Origin of the sequence: Acinetobacter uliginosus (assembly GCF_044130295.1) — a bacterium.
Classification (GTDB): Bacteria; Pseudomonadota; Gammaproteobacteria; order Pseudomonadales; family Moraxellaceae; genus Acinetobacter.
Genome location: NZ_JBIQOC010000026.1, coordinates 35892 through 55073, shown reverse-complemented (window position 1 = coordinate 55073; position 19182 = coordinate 35892). Strand labels below are relative to the sequence as shown.

Here is a 19182-nt window from a genome sequence, read left to right as displayed (position 1 = left end):
GAATATCATGGCTGCTGTAGTGGCTTATTGTTTGAACCCCAATAAGCCAACTTTCCAAAATATGCTAAAAGGTTAAGTGGATTTCATCGAACTCAGGTTATTTATAAAACTCGGATGATCGTTAAGCTAAAAACATCTACAGCCGACAATGGCAGACTTAAAATGTTTTTTATCTTTGGTATTGGTCCTAAAACCAAAGTGGTCGAGAAAAATCAGGTTCTATGCCCGGTATGCAGAACGCGTAGCGCTTATGAATTGAAACAGCAACGCAATTATTTTTCTATATTTTTTATCCCACTGATTCCCCTTTCCAAGGCGAAAGGAGAATTTGTGCAATGCTTACATTGTGGAACGGAAATGCCGAGCACCGTATTAAACCATGCTCAGCCAGACTGATCGTCCGAATCAACGCTAGAAGCTTGATTCTTCTTTACTTGGGTTGGCTTTTTGCGTGGTGGCATCAATTTTCAAAATCAGGCTGATCATCACGGCACACATAATTAACGATGAACCGCCATAACTGATAAACGGCAAGGTCAAACCTTTGGTCGGTAACATGCCCATATTCATCCCGGCATTCACTAGGATTTGTAGCAAGAAAATAATACTGATGCCATAGGCCAGATAACCTGCACGCAAATATTGATACTGCAAGGCACGATGTCCAATCTTGATACAACAGACCACCATCATGAAGGAAAGAATCAATACGGTACTGATACCGAAAAAGCCGAATTCCTCACCTAAAATCGCCAACATAAAGTCAGTATGCGCTTCAGGCAGATAAGACATTTTCTGGATACTATGACCCAGTCCAACTCCCATCCATTCACCCCGACCAAAGGCCATCAGCGCATTAGACAACTGATAGCCGGTGCCCAAGGGGTCAGCCCAAGGATTGGTAAATGATAAGGCACGCTGTAAACGGTAAGGCTCAAAGATAATTGCGGCGGCCAAAGCAAATATAATCGCGATCAGGAAGAAAATAAACTGAATCGGCGGTGCACCAGCCAGGAAGAAAACACCTAAAATCATCAGGACAATTACCGCAGTCGCACCCAGATCGGGTTCCAGCAGGATTAAGCCTACAGTGATGATCATCACGCCGACCAAGCGGTATAGGCCGGATGCACTGCTTCGCACCTCTTTTGCCCGTCGTACCACATAATCCGCAGTAAAGATGGCCATCATGACCTTGGCCACTTCCGAGGCCTGCAAGGTAAAACCGGCTATACGAATCCAGCGGGTGGAACCGTTGACTTCGGTGCCAGCAACCAGCACCACAGCCAGCAGCAGAATGGTCATAATCCACAGGGGAAAGGTATTGTTAAACCAAACATTCAGCGATACTTTATAAGCCAGAAATGCAGCTACACCTGCCACAAAAATGGAAATGCCGTGTCGGATTACATAATGAAATGCATTTTCATGTAAGCGGTCGGCATAGGGCATCGATGCCGATGCCACCATGATTGAACCGATACAAAGCAAGGTAATCACACAAAAAATCAGCACATTACGTGGCGTAACTTCAGCGGGAATTTTCGCTCCCCACTCATTGTAGACCTGATTAATTTTATTTATGGTCGTCTGAGCTAACCCAGCCATACAACTTTCCTTATCGTTCTTCTAAGCAAGTGTGTTCACACATTCAACAAACTGGTGCCCACGTTCACTATAACCTTTAAACATATCAAAACTTGCACATGCAGGTGACAATAACACCACATCATGGGCTTGGGTATGTTGCTGGCATAATTCCACCGCTTCTTTTAAAGATTCGGCATGAAGCAATGTCGTGGTTCCTTCAATGGCGGCTTCAATAATCGGACGATCCTCACCAATTAACACCGCGACTTTGGCATATTTGCTTAAAGACTCGCGTAAAGCAGTGAAATCCTGACCTTTACCCTGCCCGCCCAGAATGATCGCCACTTTACCCTGTTGTGGCTCAATTGCTGCACCCAGGCCATCAATCGCCGCCAAGGTTGCGCCAATATTGGTGCCTTTAGAGTCGTTATAATAACGAACACCATTGACTTCTTTAACAAATTCACAGCGATGCTCTAGGCCTTTAAAGCTTTTCAGCGTTTCCAGCATGCTGTCCAGCGGCAAACCGATCGCTTCACCCAAAGCCAGGCAAGCCAAGGCATTGGCTACATTATGTGTCCCTTGAATGTACATATCTGTGCTTTTTAACAGGCGTTCACGACCACGTGCCAGCCAGATCGTGCCATTATCTTCTTTTAAAATGCCGTACTGATTTAAATCCGGTGCATTCAGACCAAAGCTCTGCATGGGTGTCGTATCTGGAACCAGTGGACGAGTAAGTGAATCATCACGGTTAAACACGACTTTTTTCACGCCCTGGAAAATACGATGTTTTGCAGTGTGATAACCAAACATATCACCATGACGATCAAGATGATCTTCACTCATGTTCAGTACCACTGCCACTTCGGCATTTAAATTGGAGGTAGTTTCCAACTGGAAGCTGGACAATTCCAGAATATACAGTTCAGGGTCATCTTTGGTTAAATCCAGTGCAGGACGACCCAGGTTACCGCCTACCGCCACTTTCTTGCCGGCATCTTTAGCCATTAGGCCAATCAGAGTCGTCACGGTACTTTTGGCATTTGAACCGGTAATTGCAACAATCGGTTTATCGGTGGCACGGCGCAAAACCTGAATTTCACTGATTACCGGAATGCCTTGGGCAATCGCTGCCTGAATTTCTGCAATCTTTGGATCAAGCCCCGGACTAATCACAATTTCTTCAGCTTGTAATAACAGATCTTGATCAAGCTGACCAAAACTGGTCTGAACATCGGCAGGAATCTGATCATGCCCGGGAGGTGTCTTTCGAGAATCTGTTACTGCAACGCGGTAGCCATGTTCATGTAAGAAATTGACTGCTGCAACACCTGAAATTCCGAGTCCTGCAACAACTTTTAATCCACCACGCTGTATTAACATTTTTGCCCCATTTTATGGTCTGTTTTTAAAACTGACAAAATGTTAGCACTTTGCTGTTTTGAATGCTTTTTCTGTTTTGACTTTATCTCGGCTTTTTTGTGTCAGCGCGTAAAAAAACCGTCATAAAAATGACGGTTTTGCAAAATTCTTATTGAAGATGGAAATATGACCTGAAAGTTATTTCCATTTTACCGCTTGCACTTCAGGTTTTTTCTGAACCAAGTCGGGATTTGCAGCACAGCCACAGCTTCCTCCGCAACCTGAAACCATCGCCGGTTTTAACCACTTTGCCAAAGCTGCCCAACCTTGCTTTTCACAGTGCTTGGACAATGCCGTGAAGGCTGAATTTGATGTTCTGGGAAAAACTTTCTTAAACACCACGACAGCACTCCAAAGGACCAAAGCAGCCACAATCAGAATTTCAATCATTTCAGTCTCCTTTCACAGCCTTAAATCACACTATCAAAAGTAATGTGAAGCAATTTGATAGGTCAGGAATGACATCAGATATGCCAGACCAAACAGGTACAGGGTCATGACAGACATGGTTTTCCACGACCCCGTTTCGCGGCGCACCGTCGCTAAAGTGGCCAGACAGTGCGGTGCATAGATAAACCACACCAGCAATGACAAACCGGTCGCCAATGACCAGCCCAATTCACCTGTGCCACCGATAATAGAAGCCAGACCCTGTGACATGGCATCTTCATCTACCGCAGAAAGTGCATAGACGGTACCCAATGCAGCCACCACCACTTCACGAGCCGCCATTGCAGGAATTAAAGCAATACAGATTTGCCAGTTAAAGCCCAGTGGGGCAAAAATTGGCTGCATCACATGACCCAGCATCCCGGCAAAGGAATAATCAATTGCCGGGGCAGTCGCACCGTCCGGTGCTTGCGGGAAGGTACACAGAAACCACAGTAAAATAGACAGGGCGAAGATGATGCCACCGACACGTTTCAGGAAGATTTTGGCGCGATCCAGCAGACCAATCCAAACGCTTTTGACATCAGGAAAACGGTAGCTTGGCAACTCCATTAACAACATATGCTGTGACTTGTCTTTCTGGAAAAATTTCAGCACGGTCGCCACAATCAAGGCACTAACAATCCCAGCCATATATAGACCGAACAGCACCAAACCCTGTAAATTGAATATACTCCAAACCATTTTTTCCGGAATGAAAGCGGCAATCAGCAAGGCATAGACCGGCAAACGGGCCGAGCAGGTCATCAGCGGTGCCACAAAAATCGTGGTTAAACGGTCACGTGGATCACTGATGCTGCGGGTTGCCATAATGCCCGGCACCGCACAGGCAAAGCTGGACAGTAGTGGAATAAAAGCACGACCTGAAAGACCGGCTTTAAACATCAGCTTATCCAGCAAAAATGCCGCACGCGGTAGGTAACCCGATTCTTCCAGCACCAAAATGAAAAAGAACAGGATTAAAATCTGGGGCAGAAAGACCACCACACCACCAGCACCGGCGATAATTCCATCCACCACCAGACTGTTCAATAGCGGATGGGAAATCTGTGCACTGACCACTTCACCCAGCCAGCCAAAAAAGCGTTCGATGCCATCCATGAATGGCGCAGCCCAGGCAAATACCGCCTGGAACACGATGAACATCATCACGGCCAGACTGACCAGTCCCCCCACCGGATGTAAAAATATCTTGTCCAGAAAATCGGAGCGTTTGTCTTCATGGTCAACAAAAACCACCACATCTTTTAGCAGCTGAGCAATTTTTTCATGATTTGAACCCGAAATTTTGACATCACTCAGTTCAGCATTGGGCGTTCTAAACGTTTCTGCATCCAGTGCACCCATCAGGTTTTCAATCCCTGAATTACGTACTGCAACGGTTTCTACCACAGGAATGCCTAAACGTTGCGATAGTTTTTGCGTGTTGATCTGCATGCCACGGCGGCGTGCCTCGTCCATCATGTTTAAGACCAGTAAAATCGGACGGCCCAGCTCTATCATTTCCAGAACCAAACCGAGATGCAATTTTAGGTTAGTTGCATCGACTACACATAGAAAGGCATCTTGCTGACCTTCTTCTGCAATTTTTCCTTGCACCACATCGCGAGTAATGGCTTCGTCTGGACTAGTGGCATTTAGACTATAGGTCCCGGGTAAATCCAGTACACGAACCGCACGAGCTGAAGGTAAAGTAAACTGCCCTACTTTACGTTCAACCGTGACCCCGGCATAGTTGCCAACCTTCTGCCGTGTTCCGGTTAAATGGTTGAATAATGATGTTTTACCGCAGTTCGGGTTACCTACAAGGGCAATACGTAGCGCATCACTCATGCAGTGATCCCCTCTTCAATTTCAATTTTTTCAGCTTCAACTTTGCGCAGTGCGAAACGGGTAAACCCCACCTGTATCAGGATAGGATCACCACCAAAAATACCTTTGGTAATGACCTGAACTTTTGTCCCCGGTACAAAGCCCAAAGTTTCCAAACGACTCGCCACCAGATCAGTCTGAGCTGTATCACTATTCAAAGTACGGTTGACTTTGCGAATGATGGCCGTTTGTTTCACTTTCAAATCAGATAATCGCACCGCATCTAATCCTAAAATATTTGCTACAGTATACAAACAAATGAGAATAATTACCAAGTAAGGTTTGATTCCAATTCTCATCTTGTCTGTAGCGTTCGACATTGCAAAAAAATTGGTCTACATTGATCAACACCAAGAAAAACTTGGATTTTTCATTCAATGTAGAAGTGACATGCTCAATAAAAAGCCTCGTATTCCTGCACCGGTAAATATTCCTGAACATTTAAGTTTTTTACAGGGGTTTCGAGATTATTTAATTGCTCAAACCGTCAGTCCACATACACGTAATGCTTATCTATCTGATTTAATTCAATGTAGTGAATGTCATGCGGTTTCAATTCCAGACTGGAATAGTGATGACATCTCCGATGTTTTATTGAATTTGACCAAACAGGGCAAAAGTCCGCGCTCGATTGCCCGCTCACTTTCTGCACTCAGATCCTTTTATAAATTTTTACGTGAACAAAAATTACGTAGCGATAATCCTGTTGCAACCCATAAAACGCCTAAGATTGGCCGGGCCTTGCCTAAAGATTTGTCTGAAGCCGATGTTGAAGCCCTGATTAATGCACCAGATATCAATACGGCTCTGGGCTTACGCGACCGGGCGATGTTTGAAGTCCTGTATGCTTGCGGCTTGCGTGTCACTGAACTGTTAAATTTACGTTTAGAACTGATTAATCTGAAACAAGGCTATTTACGTATTGTCGGCAAAGGCAACAAGGAACGTCTGGTGCCTTTGGGACAGGTGGCTTGTGAATGGATTGAAAAATATCTGAATGAAGCACGTTGCCATTTATATAAAACCGCTACCGATTATGTGTTTTTAACCCAGCATGGCGGCATCATGAGCCGGCAAAATTTCTGGTATGCTATTAAACGTTATGCCTTGCAGGCCGGGATTCAAACCGAACTTTCACCGCATACCCTGCGTCATGCCTTTGCCACCCATTTGCTCAATCATGGTGCCGACTTGCGTGTGGTCCAGATGCTGCTCGGGCATAGTGATTTATCCACCACTCAGATTTATACCCACGTGGCTCAGGTTCGCATGCAGCAATTGCATGCCACTTATCATCCACGCGCTTAAGGGCAGCAAATTCAGACCAAGAAGTTTTATCGCGGGCATTTTTTTTTGTTATGCTTAGGCACCTGTTTTTATGCCTACAAGAAAGGGTTGTTTATGTTATTTACCCGTTCAAAAATTTTTCTCGCATGTACACTTGCTGCTGGCTTAGGATTAACGGCCTGCTCCAATTCGAATAATGATGAAAAAAAACAAAGTACTTTAACCGCTAGTGCACCTGCTACCGGCCAGGCCTCCAATCTTTCAGAACGCAATGCACAGCAACGTCTGGTAAACACGCTGCAGCAGCACTTCAAGAAAGCCAATATCAATGCCAAAATTTTAAATATCAAGGCAACCGAAGTTCCTAACCTGTATTGGGTTAACCTGGAAGGCATGTCATCAGTTTATGCCACCGCTGATGGCAAATACATTATTCAGGGTGACGTGCTGCGTCTAGGTGACAGTAAAATTCACAATGTCAGTGAAAACCTGCAATCCGAAGCCAATAAAAAGCTGCTGGCTAACTTAAAAGTCGAAGACTTGCTGGTTTATAAAGCCCAAGGCAAAACCAAGCATATCGTGTATGTGTTTACCGATGCCAGCTGTCCGTACTGCCATAAACTGCATGAGCATATGAGCGAAATTAATGCCAAGGGCATCGAAGTACGCTATATCGCTTGGCCACGTGGCGAACAGTTCATGCCAGCCATGGAAAGCGTGTGGTGTAGTAAAGACCGTCAGGCGGCTTTTAATCAGGCCATTGCCGGGACACCACTTGCTCCAGCGACCTGTAAAAATCCGGTTCGAGATCAATATCAGCTGGGGCTAAATATGGGCGTCAATGGCACTCCGGCCATTTATAACAGCGAGGGCATTTACCTGGGTGGATATCTCTCGCCTGAAGAATTGGTAGAGCGTTTAAATAACTAATTTTTATCAGTTCATCTACTAAATTTAATAGGTAGAGATAAAGTGATTTCTGCCCTAGAGTCTGGCCGTTTTTTTAGCTATGATCTAGATTCGCTTAAAGTTGAATACATATTTGGAGTGTGACGTGAAACCAGTTCGTCTGGCAATCCTCGGTCTTGGTACTGTGGGTGGTGGTGCCCTTAAACTACTAAAAGAAAATGCTGCTGAGATAAAACGTCGCACCGGTCGAGAAATCCAAATTACCCATGTGGGTACACGTCGCCCTCGTCCTGATCTGGATTTGCCTGCTTCGGTGAAACAAAGTGCTGATCTGCTCGATATTGTTCGTCAACCGGATGTCGATATCGTGGTAGAAGTCATGGGCGGCATTCACCCTGCTTATGAAGTCATCATGGAAGCGATGAAACACGGCAAGCACATTGTGACAGCTAACAAGGCCCTGCTGGCTGAACACGGTAATGAACTGTTTAAAGCGGCCGAAGACCATGCCGTGCAAATTGCCTATGAAGCAGCCGTTGCTGGTGGTATTCCAATTATTAAAGTCATTCGTGAAGGTTTGGCTGCCAACAAGATTGAATGGCTAGCGGGCATCATCAACGGTACAGGCAACTTCATTTTAAGTGAAATGCGTGAAAAAGGGCGTGCTTTTGCAGATGTGCTAAAAGAAGCACAGGAGCTGGGTTATGCTGAAGCCGATCCAACCTTTGACGTTGAAGGCATTGATGCTGCACATAAACTGACGATTCTGGCTTCATGTGCCTTTGGTATTCCGCTACAGTTCGACAAGGTATTTACTGAAGGCATCAGCAAAGTGACTGCTCAAGACGTGAAATATGCCGAAGATCTGGGCTTCCGTATCAAGCACCTGGGAATTGCCCGTCGTGCTGCATCTGGTATTGAATTACGTGTTCATCCTACTTTAATTCCAGATGATCAACTGATTGCCAATGTTAATGGCGTGAAAAATGCAGTCTTGGTTCAAGCCAATGCGGTTGGTCCAACACTGTATTACGGTGCTGGCGCAGGTGCTGGCCCTACTGCTTCTGCGGTAGTCGCAGACATCGTGGATATTGTCCGTGATATTATTTACACAGAAGATGGTGCCGGAACCATTCCACAGCTGGCTTTTGAAGCTTTAACAGATTTGCCAATTCTGCCGCGTGAAGAAATGACCACGGGCTATTACATCCGTATTAATGCCGAAGATCAAACCGGTGTTCTGGCAGATGTCACCACCATTTTAAGCCGTGCCGGTATTAGCATTGACGCGATCATGCAACAGCCGCGCTTAAAAGACCTTATTCCTATCGTGATTCTGACTGATCCAGTCAAGGAATCAAAAATGGATGAAGCCCTTCAGCAAATTCAAGCATTGCCCGTCATTCATGGCGAAATTGTACGAATTCGTTTAGAATCGCTTGATAATTAATCGGGTTGAGGGGAGTATTCCCCTTGCCAAGCTCTACACACAATTGGAACATCATCATGTCTAATGCCAATCGTTATACTGGTTTAGTTGACCGCTATCGCGACCGTTTACCAGTGTCTGCAACTACTCGCGCAATCTCTTTAGGCGAAGGGAATACGCCACTGATCAAGCTTGAGAACATTCCACGCATTATTGGCAAAAATGTTGAAATTTATGTGAAGTACGAGGGCTTAAACCCGACTGGTTCATTTAAAGACCGTGGTATGACCATGGCGGTTACTAAAGCAGTTGAAGAAGGCTCTAAAGCGATTATCTGTGCTTCTACCGGTAACACTTCTGCTGCTGCTGCTGCTTATGCTGCCCGTGCTGGCATCAAAGCATTCGTTTTAATCCCAGAAGGCAAAATTGCCATGGGCAAAATGGCACAAGCGATGATGTATGGTGCTGTCACCATGCAAATCCGCGGTAACTTCGACGACGGTATGCGTCTGGTCAAAGAAGTGGCTGACCAAGCACCTGTGACGATTGTAAACTCTATCAACCCTTACCGTTTGCAAGGTCAAAAAACCATTGCGTATGAAATCGTGGATGAGTTAGGTCGTGCTCCAGATTATCACTGCTTGCCAGTGGGTAATGCAGGTAATATCACGGCTCACTGGATGGGTTATACTGAAGCTGTTGCCAACCAGCCTAAAGAGCAGTTTGAACAAGTGGTTTATGATGCTGCAACTGATCAGTTCACTGGTCCTAAACCTGAAGGCTTGCCAACCATGGTCGGTTACCAGGCATCTGGTGCTGCGCCGTTCCTGCGTGGTGCACCGGTTGAAAACCCTGAAACTGTAGCTACAGCGATTCGTATTGGTAACCCGCAAAGCTGGCATCATGCCAAAGCGGTGGTACGTGATTCAAAAGGCTGGTTCGATGAACTGACTGATACTGAAATTTTAGAAGCACAACGCTTACTTTCTATGTATGAAGGTGTATTCGTAGAACCTGCTTCTGCAGCGTCTATCGGTGGTGCGATTCGTGATATTAAAGCAGGTAAAATTGCTGAAGGTTCTGTTATCGTATGTACAGTAACCGGTAATGGCCTGAAAGACCCTGACACTGCCATCAAACAGTGTTCTGATGCCGTGATGTTGTCTATCGATGCCTCTATGGATCAAGTGAAAGACTCTATTCTTTCTAATATGTAATGCATATTTAGACCGAAGAAAAAAAACCCTGCGATCGCAGGGTTTTTTCATTTAGAAGCATTCAAATGTTGAGTAGATTTGAAGACTTCTCCAAATTCAGCCTTAAATACGCTTGGGTAACTGGCTAACCCAAGTCATTAAACGGGTGGCATCATTGGTACGTGCGGCAGAAGAATCTGCTCCAAGCAGTACAACCACAGCCGGACGGTTATTTAAAGTGGTATGCATGGCTACACAACGTCCTGCTTCATTGATATAACCGGTTTTGGAAATATTGATATTCCAGCCACCATTACGGACTAACGCATTGGTATTGTTCGATTTCAATACTCGGTAACCAAGGTTAAAGTCATAGCTTGGAGTGGTCGAGAACTGGCGAATCAAACCATATTGCGATGCGGTATTGACCAAAATACCAAGGTCACGCGCTGAAGAAACATTACCCGGGTTCAAACCTGTTGACTCCAGATAATGGGTTGAATTCATTCCAAGTGCTTTGGCTTTTTTGTTCATCGCTGCGATGAAAGCCGAACGTCCCCCTGGATAAGTACGTGCCAATGCAGAAGCAGCCGGATTCTCAGACTTCATTAAAGCAAACAGTAAAGCTTCAGCGCGATTCATGCTATCACCCGCACGGAGCGTTGAGCTTGAACTCTTACAGCCTGAACAAGAAAAGTCAGCCTGTTGTAAGGTAATTGTCTCAGACATGTTTAAACGCGCATCAGCAATGACCACAGCAGTCATCAGCTTGGTTAGAGAGGCAATTGGAAAGGCAGTATTACTATTTTTACTGTATAAAACCTCGCCTGTCTGTCCATCCATCACCAAAGCAGCACGGGCATTAACCGAAGGCTGATTGCCATAGCTGGAATTATTTAAAATCTGTACAGCCTTGGGTGCAGAATGAGTAGCTGCAGCATTTGAACTGCGTACAGAAGTGGTTACTTTTGTTGAACCTTGTGGAGAGACTTCTTCAGCTGAAGCATCACCGTTTAATAATTGACTCACATCTTCAGAGGACCAGTTTAACGTCGCTTGTCCCGCCCCTTTAGACGCATCCATCACCAGCTCAGCAAAACTGGTTGAACTTATGCCTAGCAGAATCGATATGCCTAGCACATGCATTAAAGATTTTTTCGAATTTTTCACGGTGATTTACTCAACTCAAGAAGGCAATATACATTTGTATATTCCCTCAAAAATGCTTACATTTAAACACAAATATGAACACTTTTTGTTACTCACAACATTGTGTATAACATTTAATGGAAAGATAAAGAATAGGATTGCTAATTTTGTCATTTCATTGCAAGCTTATTTTGCTTTATGTAACAAAAAAATGCATTTTTTTGAGATGAGGGAGAACTAGGTGATCACAGTTTTAGTGGTAGATGACCATGAATTGGTACGTACCGGAATTTGCCGTATGCTCGAAGACCATGCGGATGTTCAAGTGATTGGTCAGGCTGAATCTGGTGAAGAAGCGATTAACTTAGTCCGTCATCATCATCCGAATATCGTTTTGCTGGATGTCAACATGCCGGGCATTGGCGGGGTAGAAACCACCCGACGCCTATTGCAAACAGCCCCTGAAACCAAAGTACTGGCCGTCAGTGGTCTGGCGGAGGAACCCTATCCTTCCTTATTACTGAAAGCCGGGGCGAAAGGCTATATCACCAAAGGTGCACCGGTTTCCGAAATGGTACGTGCCATCAACAAGGTCATGCAAGGCGGAAAATATTTCAGTGCCGACATTGCCGAACAACTGGCCAGTTCTTACCTTTCCGACACCCAGCAATCTCCTTTCGATGCCTTGTCGGAACGCGAAATGCAGGTCGCAATGATGGTGGTCAATTGTATTAGTGCCCAGGAAATTGCCGATAAACTTTTTGTCAGTGTTAAAACGGTGAATACTTACCGTTACCGCATCTTCGAAAAGCTGAATCTAGATAGTGATGTCAAATTGACTCATCTGGCCATTCGCTATGGCCTGATTAAACCTTAAGGCCCTTTGGCTTGCTAGAAGACTTGCATGACGCAAAATACCCATAATTTAGAGTTTAACCAATATCATTTAGGTATTTGGTATAGCACCTATAGACTCATTATTGCGACCAGTCTTCTGCTGATTTTCTTACTCACGTATCAGCGCTTAAGTCTAGATTACCACTATCAACAGCTTTATCTTTACGTGCTAATCGGCTACGTATCGGCAAGTTTTATCCAGTTAATAATACTCAAAAGCATACGCTTTAAAACTGCCCAGCAACTCCCACTGTTATTTGTTGTCGATGTCATTGCTTTAAGCTTGCTCACCTTGGCCGTCGATGGTCCGAACCTGCAATTGAGTTTGCTGTTTGTGATTACTATCTTCGCGGCCTCGTTATTACTTGATGCCCAAAAGGCTTTGATCATTACCCTGATTGCCGTGATCAGTGTGATTTATCAGCTTTTTTTAGGCAGTATTTTTGATTTTTCTTCACTGAATAATATTGGCAACAGTGCGATATTGGCTTTTCTGTTTTTAGTGGTGTATGGCAGTGGGCAAATTGCAGTAAAACGCTTTCAACTGCTTGAAAATTTAAATTTTTCGCAGTCTTTGGAATTAAACCGGCTGCAAAACCTGAATCGCTATATTCTGGAACAGATCGAACTGGGGTATCTGGTTTTAGATGAAAACTGTCATATTGTGCTGAGCAACCCTGCTGCCTGTCTGCTTTTAGGCATTCCCCCACTGTATGCCTATGACAAATACCCCTTATATAAGGCACAGCCTGATTTATTTGAATTACTTAAATTTGATCAATTGCAGGACGGAGAAAAATTTCAGTTTGAATCGCAGCTCAGCCATTATCATATGCATATTGAAGTGCAAAAGCTCATGGTGCCACAACAGACCCTGACGCTACTGGTATTGCAGGATGCCACCAAGCTCAATCAACGTGTCCAACAATTAAAACTTGCGGCACTCGGGCAACTGTCCGCCAGTATTGCCCATGAAATTCGCAATCCTTTAGCTGCCATTGCTCAGGCCAATGAACTTTTGATTGATAGCGACCCGCATCAGCAGGTAACCTTAAGCCGGATGATTGCCAAGCAGACACAGCGGATTGACCGGATTGTACAAGACACCCTGAATATGGTGCGCAATAAAGAAACTCATCCCTCAACCATTGAGCTGAAACAGTTTATTCCCTTACTCATTCAGGAAGATTTGGCTGATATTGCGACCCAAATTAAATATACTGTTCACAGTAATATTTTTGTTCATTTTGACGAGGCACAACTTCGTCAAGTGCTGATTAACCTGATTCGCAATGCCATTCGACACAATTCCCCAGAACATTCACATATCGAATTGAATGTTAACTTACATGAAGCCAATGTGCGCATTGATGTTCGTGATTTTGGGGCGGGCGTTGCTTCCAAGGACTTGGCTAATTTGTTTCAACCTTTTTTTAGTACCGAAATCACGGGAACTGGTTTAGGATTATACTTATCACATAGTTTTTGCGAAGCCAACCAGGCAAAACTGAACTATGTAAAACAAGAACAGGGAGCATGCTTTCGAATAGAATGCCTGCGAGTCGCTTTATAAATGAAAATTGCTGGGGTGTATTGTGGAACAACAACCACTTGTTTTATTGGTGGATGATGAGGAAGACTTGTGTACCCTCATGCAAATGTCTTTATCCCGGATCGGGATTAAAACCCATATCGCCTATCGTCTTGAACAGGCCAAAAAATTCTTGTCTGAATACCGCTATGATGCCTGTTTAACCGATTTAAATTTACCGGACGGCAATGGCCTGCAACTGGTGGAATGGATTAACCAACATTATCCATCCATACCCGTGGCGGTACTGACCGCATATGGCAATATGGAAATTGCCATCGCAGCACTTAAAGCGGGTGCCTTCGATTTTGTTAGCAAACCCGTGAATCAGAAGCATCTGGAACAGCTCCTGCAAAAGGCTTTCAACAAACCACAAGAACTGTTACAGATCAAGGAAGATAGTCTGGAGCAAAAATTGCTGGTCGGACAATCCCTGCCGATTCAACAGTTACGGGTGACCCTAAATAAAATTGCCCGCTCTCAGGCACCCGTCTTTATTACTGGTGAATCCGGAACGGGAAAAGAAGTCATTGCCAATCTGGTGCATCGCCTCAGTAACCGCAATGAAGGCCCTTTTATTGCCATTAACTGCGGAGCCATCCCGACTGAATTAATGGAAAGCGAACTGTTTGGGCATAAAAAAGGCAGCTTTACCGGCGCCACTCAGGACAAACAGGGTCTGATTCAATCTGCCCACGGCGGCAGTTTGTTTCTGGATGAAATTGCTGAACTGCCTTTAAGTATGCAGGTTAAACTGCTGCGTGCCGTACAGGAAAAACGGATTCGTCCAGTCGGTTCAGACTGTGAAATTGATGTCGATTTCCGCGTGATTAGTGCCAGCCATCAGGATCTGGAAGCCCTGGTTCAGCAAGGTCGCTTTAGACAGGACTTGTTCTTCCGCATTCATGTCATGGATCTGGTCTTGCCTCCACTGCGTGAACGCGGTGACGATATCATTTTATTGGCCCATCACTTTATTCAGAAAATTTCTCAGGAATGGGCTATTCCTCAAAAACAGCTGACTGATCGTGCGAAAAGCTTTTTACTGAGTCAATATTATCCCGGCAATGTGCGTGAACTGCGCAATATCATTGAACGCGCGATTACCTTAAGCGATGATGAAATCATCGACTTGCAACACTTGCAAAGCGCACCTTTACGCTATCCTACTGCGGCAGCATCAGAGGTAACGGAAGACCAGCACAACTTGCGCAGTGACATCCTGATATCTTCCAAGAAATTGCCTGATGAAGGTCTGGAGCTTTATCTGGAAAATATTGAAAAAGATATTTTACTCAATGCACTGAATTTAACCCATTGGAACAGGACCCTGGCGGCCAAGAAGCTGGGCATGTCTTTCCGTTCCTTGCGTTATCGTCTGAAGAAATTTGGTTTAGATACCGACGAGGACTAGGCCATTTTTAAGGATTAGGCCGTTTTATTTATGGTTTAAAATGATCTCTGCAACATGTTCCAGATAGTTTTCTTCTTTCATGTCATGTTGCAGCAGATAAGGTTGATTGGGCTGAATTCCCACCCCTTCAATCATTTGCCCTTTAGGGGTGTAGTAATGCGATACCGTCATCTGTAAAGCCGCACCATTGGAAAGGGGAAACAGTTTTTGCACTACGCCCTTTCCATAGCTTTTATCACCCACCACCCAGGCACGCCCATGATCTTTCATCGCTGCAGTAAACACTTCAGCAGCAGAGGCAGAACGGTTATTGATTAAAATACCCAACTTTAAATTCTGAAATTCAAAACTGGGTAAGGCCTGAAACTGCTGGTCGCCTTCAGAACGGCTTTTGGTCGAAACGATGATGCCCTGATTCAAAAAAAGATCGGCCGATTCAACCGCAGCAGACAACAATCCGCCCGGGTTATTTCTTAAATCCAGCAATACTGCTTTCAAGCGTGAAGAAGAATGCTCTTCAATCAGGCGTTTAATTTCATTGGCTGTATCTTGCTGAAATACCTTGACTTTGATCACCAGCACCTGATTATGCAGCAGGGTTGCCTGAATATCGGTTTCTATTTTTTTATTACGGACTAAAATCAGCGGCTTGCTACTTGGTGCCAGCTGTAAACTTAAGGTAGAGCCAATCGAACCATTCAGCAAGCTGTTCACCTGATCATGATTGAATTTTTTCAGTTCCTGATCATCAATCTTAAAAACACTGACCCCATTGCGCAAACCTTGCTTGGCTGAATCCGCATTTTCCTTTAATCCTCGAATGACCCATTGATGCAACTGTGAGTCATAAGCCAGTTCAAAATCGACAGAGGCGATATCACCTTCGGTATATTGTAACAGCTGCTTATAATCTTCTGGACTTAAGTAACGGGAATAACGATCCAGCCCACTGACCAGACCTTTAATGGCCTGTTGAAATAAGGCTTCGTCATTTTTTTCATCAACATAATTTTCTTTGACAATGCTGTAAATCTGCACGAACTGCTGAATTGATTCCACCGGAACTTCAGCATAATTCTGTTCCACTTCATCATCAAAATCTAGAACTGGCTGAACCTGGCCTTTTACGGCGGCAAGGGCGGAATGGCTCACACACATGAATAACGTTGTTAAAATGACAACCTTGTTCCAGCGCTGTAAAGCCATCCATTCACCTGTTTATACGAAAATTTTTATGATTTTAAAGTAATCAAATTACGACCTTGCATTTCTGCAGGTACAGGAATTTGCATGAGATTCAACAATGTCGGTGCGACATCTGCAAGCACCCCCCCTTCAGCAATCGTGGCAGAAGTCGGGCCTGCATAGATAAACGGAACCAGTTCAGTGGTATGTTGGGTATGTACCTGACCGCTTTGGTAGTCCTGCATTTGCTCTACATTACCATGATCGGCAGTAATCAGCATATGGCCTTTTTGTGCCATCACCGCTTCATAGACACGACCCAGGCACGTATCTACCGCTTCCACTGCTTTCACTGCGGCATCAAATACACCGGTATGCCCAACCATATCACCATTGGCATAGTTCACCACCAAGAGGTCGTATTTACCTGAATTAATTGCAGCAACCAGTTCATCAGTCACCTCATAAGCACTCATTTCCGGTTTCAGGTCATAAGTCGCCACACTTGGAGATGGAATCAGAATGCGTTTTTCACCCGGGTATTCATCTTCACGACCACCACTGAAGAAGAAGGTCACGTGGGCATATTTTTCTGTTTCAGCAATACGTAACTGGGTTTTACCCAAATCAGACAAGTATTCACCAATCGAGTTTTTCAACGCTTCTGGCATATAGGCCACAGGTGCATCAATGGTCGCCTGGTAACGGGTCAGCATCACAAATTTAGACAGGTTCGGAACCACTTTACGCTCAAAACCGGCAAAGTCTTTTTCTACAAAGGCTTTGGTAATTTCACGCGCACGGTCGGCACGGAAATTCATGAACACTACACTGTCGCCATCCTGAATTTTCGCCACATCACCAATACGGGTCGCTTTGACAAATTCATCGGACTCATTTGCTGCGTACGCCTGTTCCAGACCTTCAACAGCTGTTGCAGCGGTACGTACAGCTTCACCTTCAGTCAGCAGACGGTAGGCCTGTTCGACACGATCCCAACGGTTATCACGATCCATGGCAAAATAACGGCCGATCAGGGTCGCAATACGACCTTGACCCGGATATTGGGCAAATAACGCATCTAATTTTTCAAGCGAAGGCTGCGCACTTTTAGGCGGTGTATCGCGACCATCCAGGAAAGCATGCAGATAAACTTTGGCACCGCGTTTCAGTGCCAGTTCAGCCATGGCCACAATATGGTCTTCATGCGAATGCACGCCACCTTGCGACAGCAAGCCCATAATATGTACTGCGCCATTTGCAGCTTTGGCTTTTTCAACGGCATCGACCAGCACTTCATGCTCAAAAAAAGCACCGGTACGGATGTCTTTGGTAATACGCGTGAAATCCTGATACAGCACACGGCCTGCACCCAGGTTCATATGACCGACTTCAGAGTTGCCCATTTGACCATCAGGCAGGCCGACATCTTCACCTGAACCTGAAATCAAACCATGCGGATGCTTTTGTTGCATAGCAGTTAAATTAGGTCGTTTTGCTGCCAGGAAAGCATTGTCTTCGACCGCTTCGCGATGACCCACACCATCCATGATTACCAATACGTGAGGGATTTTGCCAGCAGTTGCATCCGTCATAATGAACACTCTTTTGTTTACAATTTCATCGTCATATCTTACCGAATTTTCGGTCAAGACTCTATGTGCAGATCATGACTAAAGCTGATCATGCACATTCTTTTTATCACTGTCGGAGCAGTTTAACGTGCACGGCGCAGTAAATAACCACCGACCAGCAGCATCAGCACAATCGGCACAAACACGAACCAGGCCGGTGATGGTGAATAGACCAGACTGGCATAGCCCAAAAAGTCCTGCAGATAGAAGAATCCCAAGCCAGTAAACAAGGCAATGACCAGACGGAAACCCATCGACTGTTGACGTAAGGGACCAAAAATAAAGGAACAGGCAATCAACACCAAGGCAATTAGGGCAAATGGCGAACCGACTTTTTGCCAGAATGCCAGCTGGTAGGTTTTCGGCACCTGGCTATATTCACGCATATAGCTCATAAAACTTACCAGTTGACTTGGAGATAAATCTTCCGGGTCAATGGTGACCATATGCACATATTTCGGTTGCAGGGCTAAAGCCAGCGGTAGCTGTGCACTCTGTAGCAGAGTAGAATTGCCTTGTGGCAGAATATCCATCTGGGTTGCCTGCTGCAGCTTCCAGTCACCATCTTTAATGAACTGGCCCTGTTCTGCATTCAGTACACCTTTCAGATAATAATTGTCATCAAAGTCGACCACCTGAACACGCTGAAGCTGGCCTTGTGCATTGGCATAATCAATGTAAATAAAACGCTGGCCTTCACGGGTCCAGTAGCCCCTCACCTCACCCAATGCACTGGCGCTACGGTGATCTTTGACACTTTTGGCCTGTTCATTGGTATACGGAATCACCCATTCACTTAAGACAAAGGATAACACCACCAGAATCAGCGCTGAACGAATCACCCAGCCCACAATACGCCACAGGCTGATGCCCACCGAGCGCATCACCACCAGCTCACTATTGGAAGCCAGAGTACCTAAACCCAGCACTGCTCCAATCAGGGCAGAGATCGGCAAAATTTCATAGAGATAACGCGGTGCACCCCATAATACATAGAGAAATGCCTGCCAGGCTCCATAGTTTTCGTTCAGCGAACCCAATTCACCCAAATAGGTGAACAGCACCTGTAAAACAGAGAGCACTGCGGTTGCACCCAGCATGGCAAGTGCCGTAGTTTTGGTCACATGTTTGGCGACTATTCGACGTGCTAACAT

Annotated in this window: 17 protein-coding genes; 8 read left to right on the top strand and 9 right to left on the bottom strand. The window is 45.1% G+C overall.

Annotated elements, in window-relative coordinates; translation table 11 throughout:
* The first annotated feature begins 162 nt into the window (after positions 1 to 162).
* On the top strand, positions 163 to 396 hold the full coding sequence (locus tag ACE01T_RS07180; RefSeq protein ID WP_180176196.1) for a zinc-ribbon domain-containing protein: 234 nt from the start codon (positions 163 to 165) through the stop codon (positions 394 to 396).
* Between the two features lie 15 nt (positions 397 to 411).
* Here ACE01T_RS07180 and ftsW read toward each other — a convergent pair whose 3' ends face one another.
* The 5 genes from ftsW to ACE01T_RS07155 form a co-directional block, all read right to left on the bottom strand.
* Entirely contained in the window at positions 412 to 1608 is a 1197-nt protein-coding gene (gene ftsW, locus ACE01T_RS07175; RefSeq protein ID WP_086195187.1) for a putative lipid II flippase FtsW, read from the bottom strand.
* A gap of 21 nt (positions 1609 to 1629) precedes the next feature.
* Entirely contained in the window at positions 1630 to 2976 is a 1347-nt protein-coding gene (gene murD, locus ACE01T_RS07170) for a UDP-N-acetylmuramoyl-L-alanine--D-glutamate ligase (RefSeq protein ID WP_180176197.1), read from the bottom strand.
* A 177-nt stretch (positions 2977 to 3153) separates the two neighbouring features.
* Positions 3154 to 3405 (bottom strand): DUF6587 family protein, encoded by a 252-nt coding sequence (locus tag ACE01T_RS07165; RefSeq protein ID WP_180174162.1) that lies wholly within the window; start codon positions 3403 to 3405, stop codon positions 3154 to 3156.
* Between the two features lie 33 nt (positions 3406 to 3438).
* The gene (gene feoB / locus ACE01T_RS07160; RefSeq protein ID WP_395519012.1) at positions 3439 to 5298 is read right to left on the bottom strand and encodes a ferrous iron transporter B; all 1860 of its coding nucleotides are present in this window, start codon (positions 5296 to 5298) and stop codon (positions 3439 to 3441) included.
* Positions 5295 to 5555 carry a FeoA family protein gene (locus ACE01T_RS07155; RefSeq protein WP_368856199.1) on the bottom strand — a complete coding sequence of 87 codons (261 nt, stop codon included), beginning with the start codon at positions 5553 to 5555 and terminating at the stop codon, positions 5295 to 5297. The genes feoB and ACE01T_RS07155 overlap by 4 nt, the downstream gene beginning before the upstream one ends.
* A 172-nt stretch (positions 5556 to 5727) precedes the next feature.
* Here ACE01T_RS07155 and xerD point away from each other — a divergent pair, with 172 nt between their 5' ends.
* From xerD to thrC, 4 genes are all read left to right on the top strand, one after another.
* A complete protein-coding gene (gene xerD, locus ACE01T_RS07150; RefSeq protein WP_395519011.1) occupies positions 5728 to 6645 on the top strand; it encodes a site-specific tyrosine recombinase XerD in 918 nt (305 codons plus the stop codon).
* Positions 6646 to 6738: 93 nt separating this feature from the next.
* On the top strand, positions 6739 to 7554 hold the full coding sequence (locus ACE01T_RS07145) for a DsbC family protein (protein WP_166169589.1): 816 nt from the start codon (positions 6739 to 6741) through the stop codon (positions 7552 to 7554).
* A gap of 124 nt (positions 7555 to 7678) precedes the next feature.
* Positions 7679 to 8983: a homoserine dehydrogenase gene (locus tag ACE01T_RS07140; protein WP_166169591.1), complete on the top strand. Its 1305-nt coding sequence runs from the start codon at positions 7679 to 7681 to the stop codon at positions 8981 to 8983.
* 56 nt (positions 8984 to 9039) lie between these two features.
* Positions 9040 to 10179, top strand: coding sequence for a threonine synthase (gene thrC, locus ACE01T_RS07135; RefSeq protein WP_086195181.1), 1140 nt, complete (start codon positions 9040 to 9042; stop codon positions 10177 to 10179).
* 102 nt (positions 10180 to 10281) lie between these two features.
* Here thrC and ACE01T_RS07130 read toward each other — a convergent pair whose 3' ends face one another.
* Positions 10282 to 11328, bottom strand: coding sequence for a serine hydrolase (locus ACE01T_RS07130; RefSeq protein ID WP_143222643.1), 1047 nt, complete (start codon positions 11326 to 11328; stop codon positions 10282 to 10284).
* Between the two features lie 220 nt (positions 11329 to 11548).
* On the opposite strand from ACE01T_RS07130, the gene gacA reads away from it, so the two are divergent.
* From gacA to ACE01T_RS07115, 3 genes are read left to right on the top strand one after another with little or no spacing between them, the layout of a single operon-like run.
* A complete protein-coding gene (gene gacA, locus ACE01T_RS07125) occupies positions 11549 to 12184 on the top strand; it encodes a response regulator transcription factor GacA (protein WP_166169595.1) in 636 nt (211 codons plus the stop codon).
* Positions 12185 to 12211: 27 nt separating this feature from the next.
* The gene (locus ACE01T_RS07120) at positions 12212 to 13777 is read left to right on the top strand and encodes a sensor histidine kinase (RefSeq protein ID WP_395519010.1); all 1566 of its coding nucleotides are present in this window, start codon (positions 12212 to 12214) and stop codon (positions 13775 to 13777) included.
* A gap of 19 nt (positions 13778 to 13796) precedes the next feature.
* Positions 13797 to 15209: a sigma-54-dependent transcriptional regulator gene (locus tag ACE01T_RS07115; protein WP_395519014.1), complete on the top strand. Its 1413-nt coding sequence runs from the start codon at positions 13797 to 13799 to the stop codon at positions 15207 to 15209.
* A 24-nt stretch (positions 15210 to 15233) separates the two neighbouring features.
* Here ACE01T_RS07115 and ACE01T_RS07110 read toward each other — a convergent pair whose 3' ends face one another.
* From ACE01T_RS07110 to lptG, 3 genes are all read right to left on the bottom strand, one after another.
* Positions 15234 to 16415, bottom strand: coding sequence for a S41 family peptidase (locus tag ACE01T_RS07110; RefSeq protein ID WP_395519008.1), 1182 nt, complete (start codon positions 16413 to 16415; stop codon positions 15234 to 15236).
* A gap of 26 nt (positions 16416 to 16441) precedes the next feature.
* Positions 16442 to 17989, bottom strand: a complete 1548-nt coding sequence (gene gpmI, locus ACE01T_RS07105; protein ID WP_395519007.1) for a 2,3-bisphosphoglycerate-independent phosphoglycerate mutase — start codon at positions 17987 to 17989, stop codon at positions 16442 to 16444.
* 122 nt (positions 17990 to 18111) lie between these two features.
* Positions 18112 to 19182 (bottom strand): LPS export ABC transporter permease LptG, encoded by a 1071-nt coding sequence (gene lptG / locus ACE01T_RS07100; protein WP_166169603.1) that lies wholly within the window; start codon positions 19180 to 19182, stop codon positions 18112 to 18114.

Bases quoted from the DNA above. Each gene is read 5' to 3' on its own strand.
- ACE01T_RS07110 (WP_395519008.1), bottom strand. From the start codon at position 16,415: ATGGCTTTACAGCGCTGGAACAAGGTTGTCATTTTAACAACGTTATTC.
- thrC (WP_086195181.1), top strand. From the start codon at position 9,040: ATGTCTAATGCCAATCGTTATACTGGTTTAGTTGACCGCTATCGCGAC.
- ftsW (WP_086195187.1), bottom strand. From the start codon at position 1,608: ATGGCTGGGTTAGCTCAGACGACCATAAATAAAATTAATCAGGTCTAC.
- gpmI (WP_395519007.1), bottom strand. From the start codon at position 17,989: ATGACGGATGCAACTGCTGGCAAAATCCCTCACGTATTGGTAATCATG.
- ACE01T_RS07165 (WP_180174162.1), bottom strand. From the start codon at position 3,405: ATGATTGAAATTCTGATTGTGGCTGCTTTGGTCCTTTGGAGTGCTGTC.
- feoB (WP_395519012.1), bottom strand. From the start codon at position 5,298: ATGAGTGATGCGCTACGTATTGCCCTTGTAGGTAACCCGAACTGCGGT.
- murD (WP_180176197.1), bottom strand. From the start codon at position 2,976: ATGTTAATACAGCGTGGTGGATTAAAAGTTGTTGCAGGACTCGGAATT.
- xerD (WP_395519011.1), top strand. From the start codon at position 5,728: ATGCTCAATAAAAAGCCTCGTATTCCTGCACCGGTAAATATTCCTGAA.
- lptG (WP_166169603.1), bottom strand. From the start codon at position 19,182: ATGTTAGCACGTCGAATAGTCGCCAAACATGTGACCAAAACTACGGCA.
- ACE01T_RS07180 (WP_180176196.1), top strand. From the start codon at position 163: ATGTTTTTTATCTTTGGTATTGGTCCTAAAACCAAAGTGGTCGAGAAA.
- ACE01T_RS07145 (WP_166169589.1), top strand. From the start codon at position 6,739: ATGTTATTTACCCGTTCAAAAATTTTTCTCGCATGTACACTTGCTGCT.
- ACE01T_RS07120 (WP_395519010.1), top strand. From the start codon at position 12,212: ATGACGCAAAATACCCATAATTTAGAGTTTAACCAATATCATTTAGGT.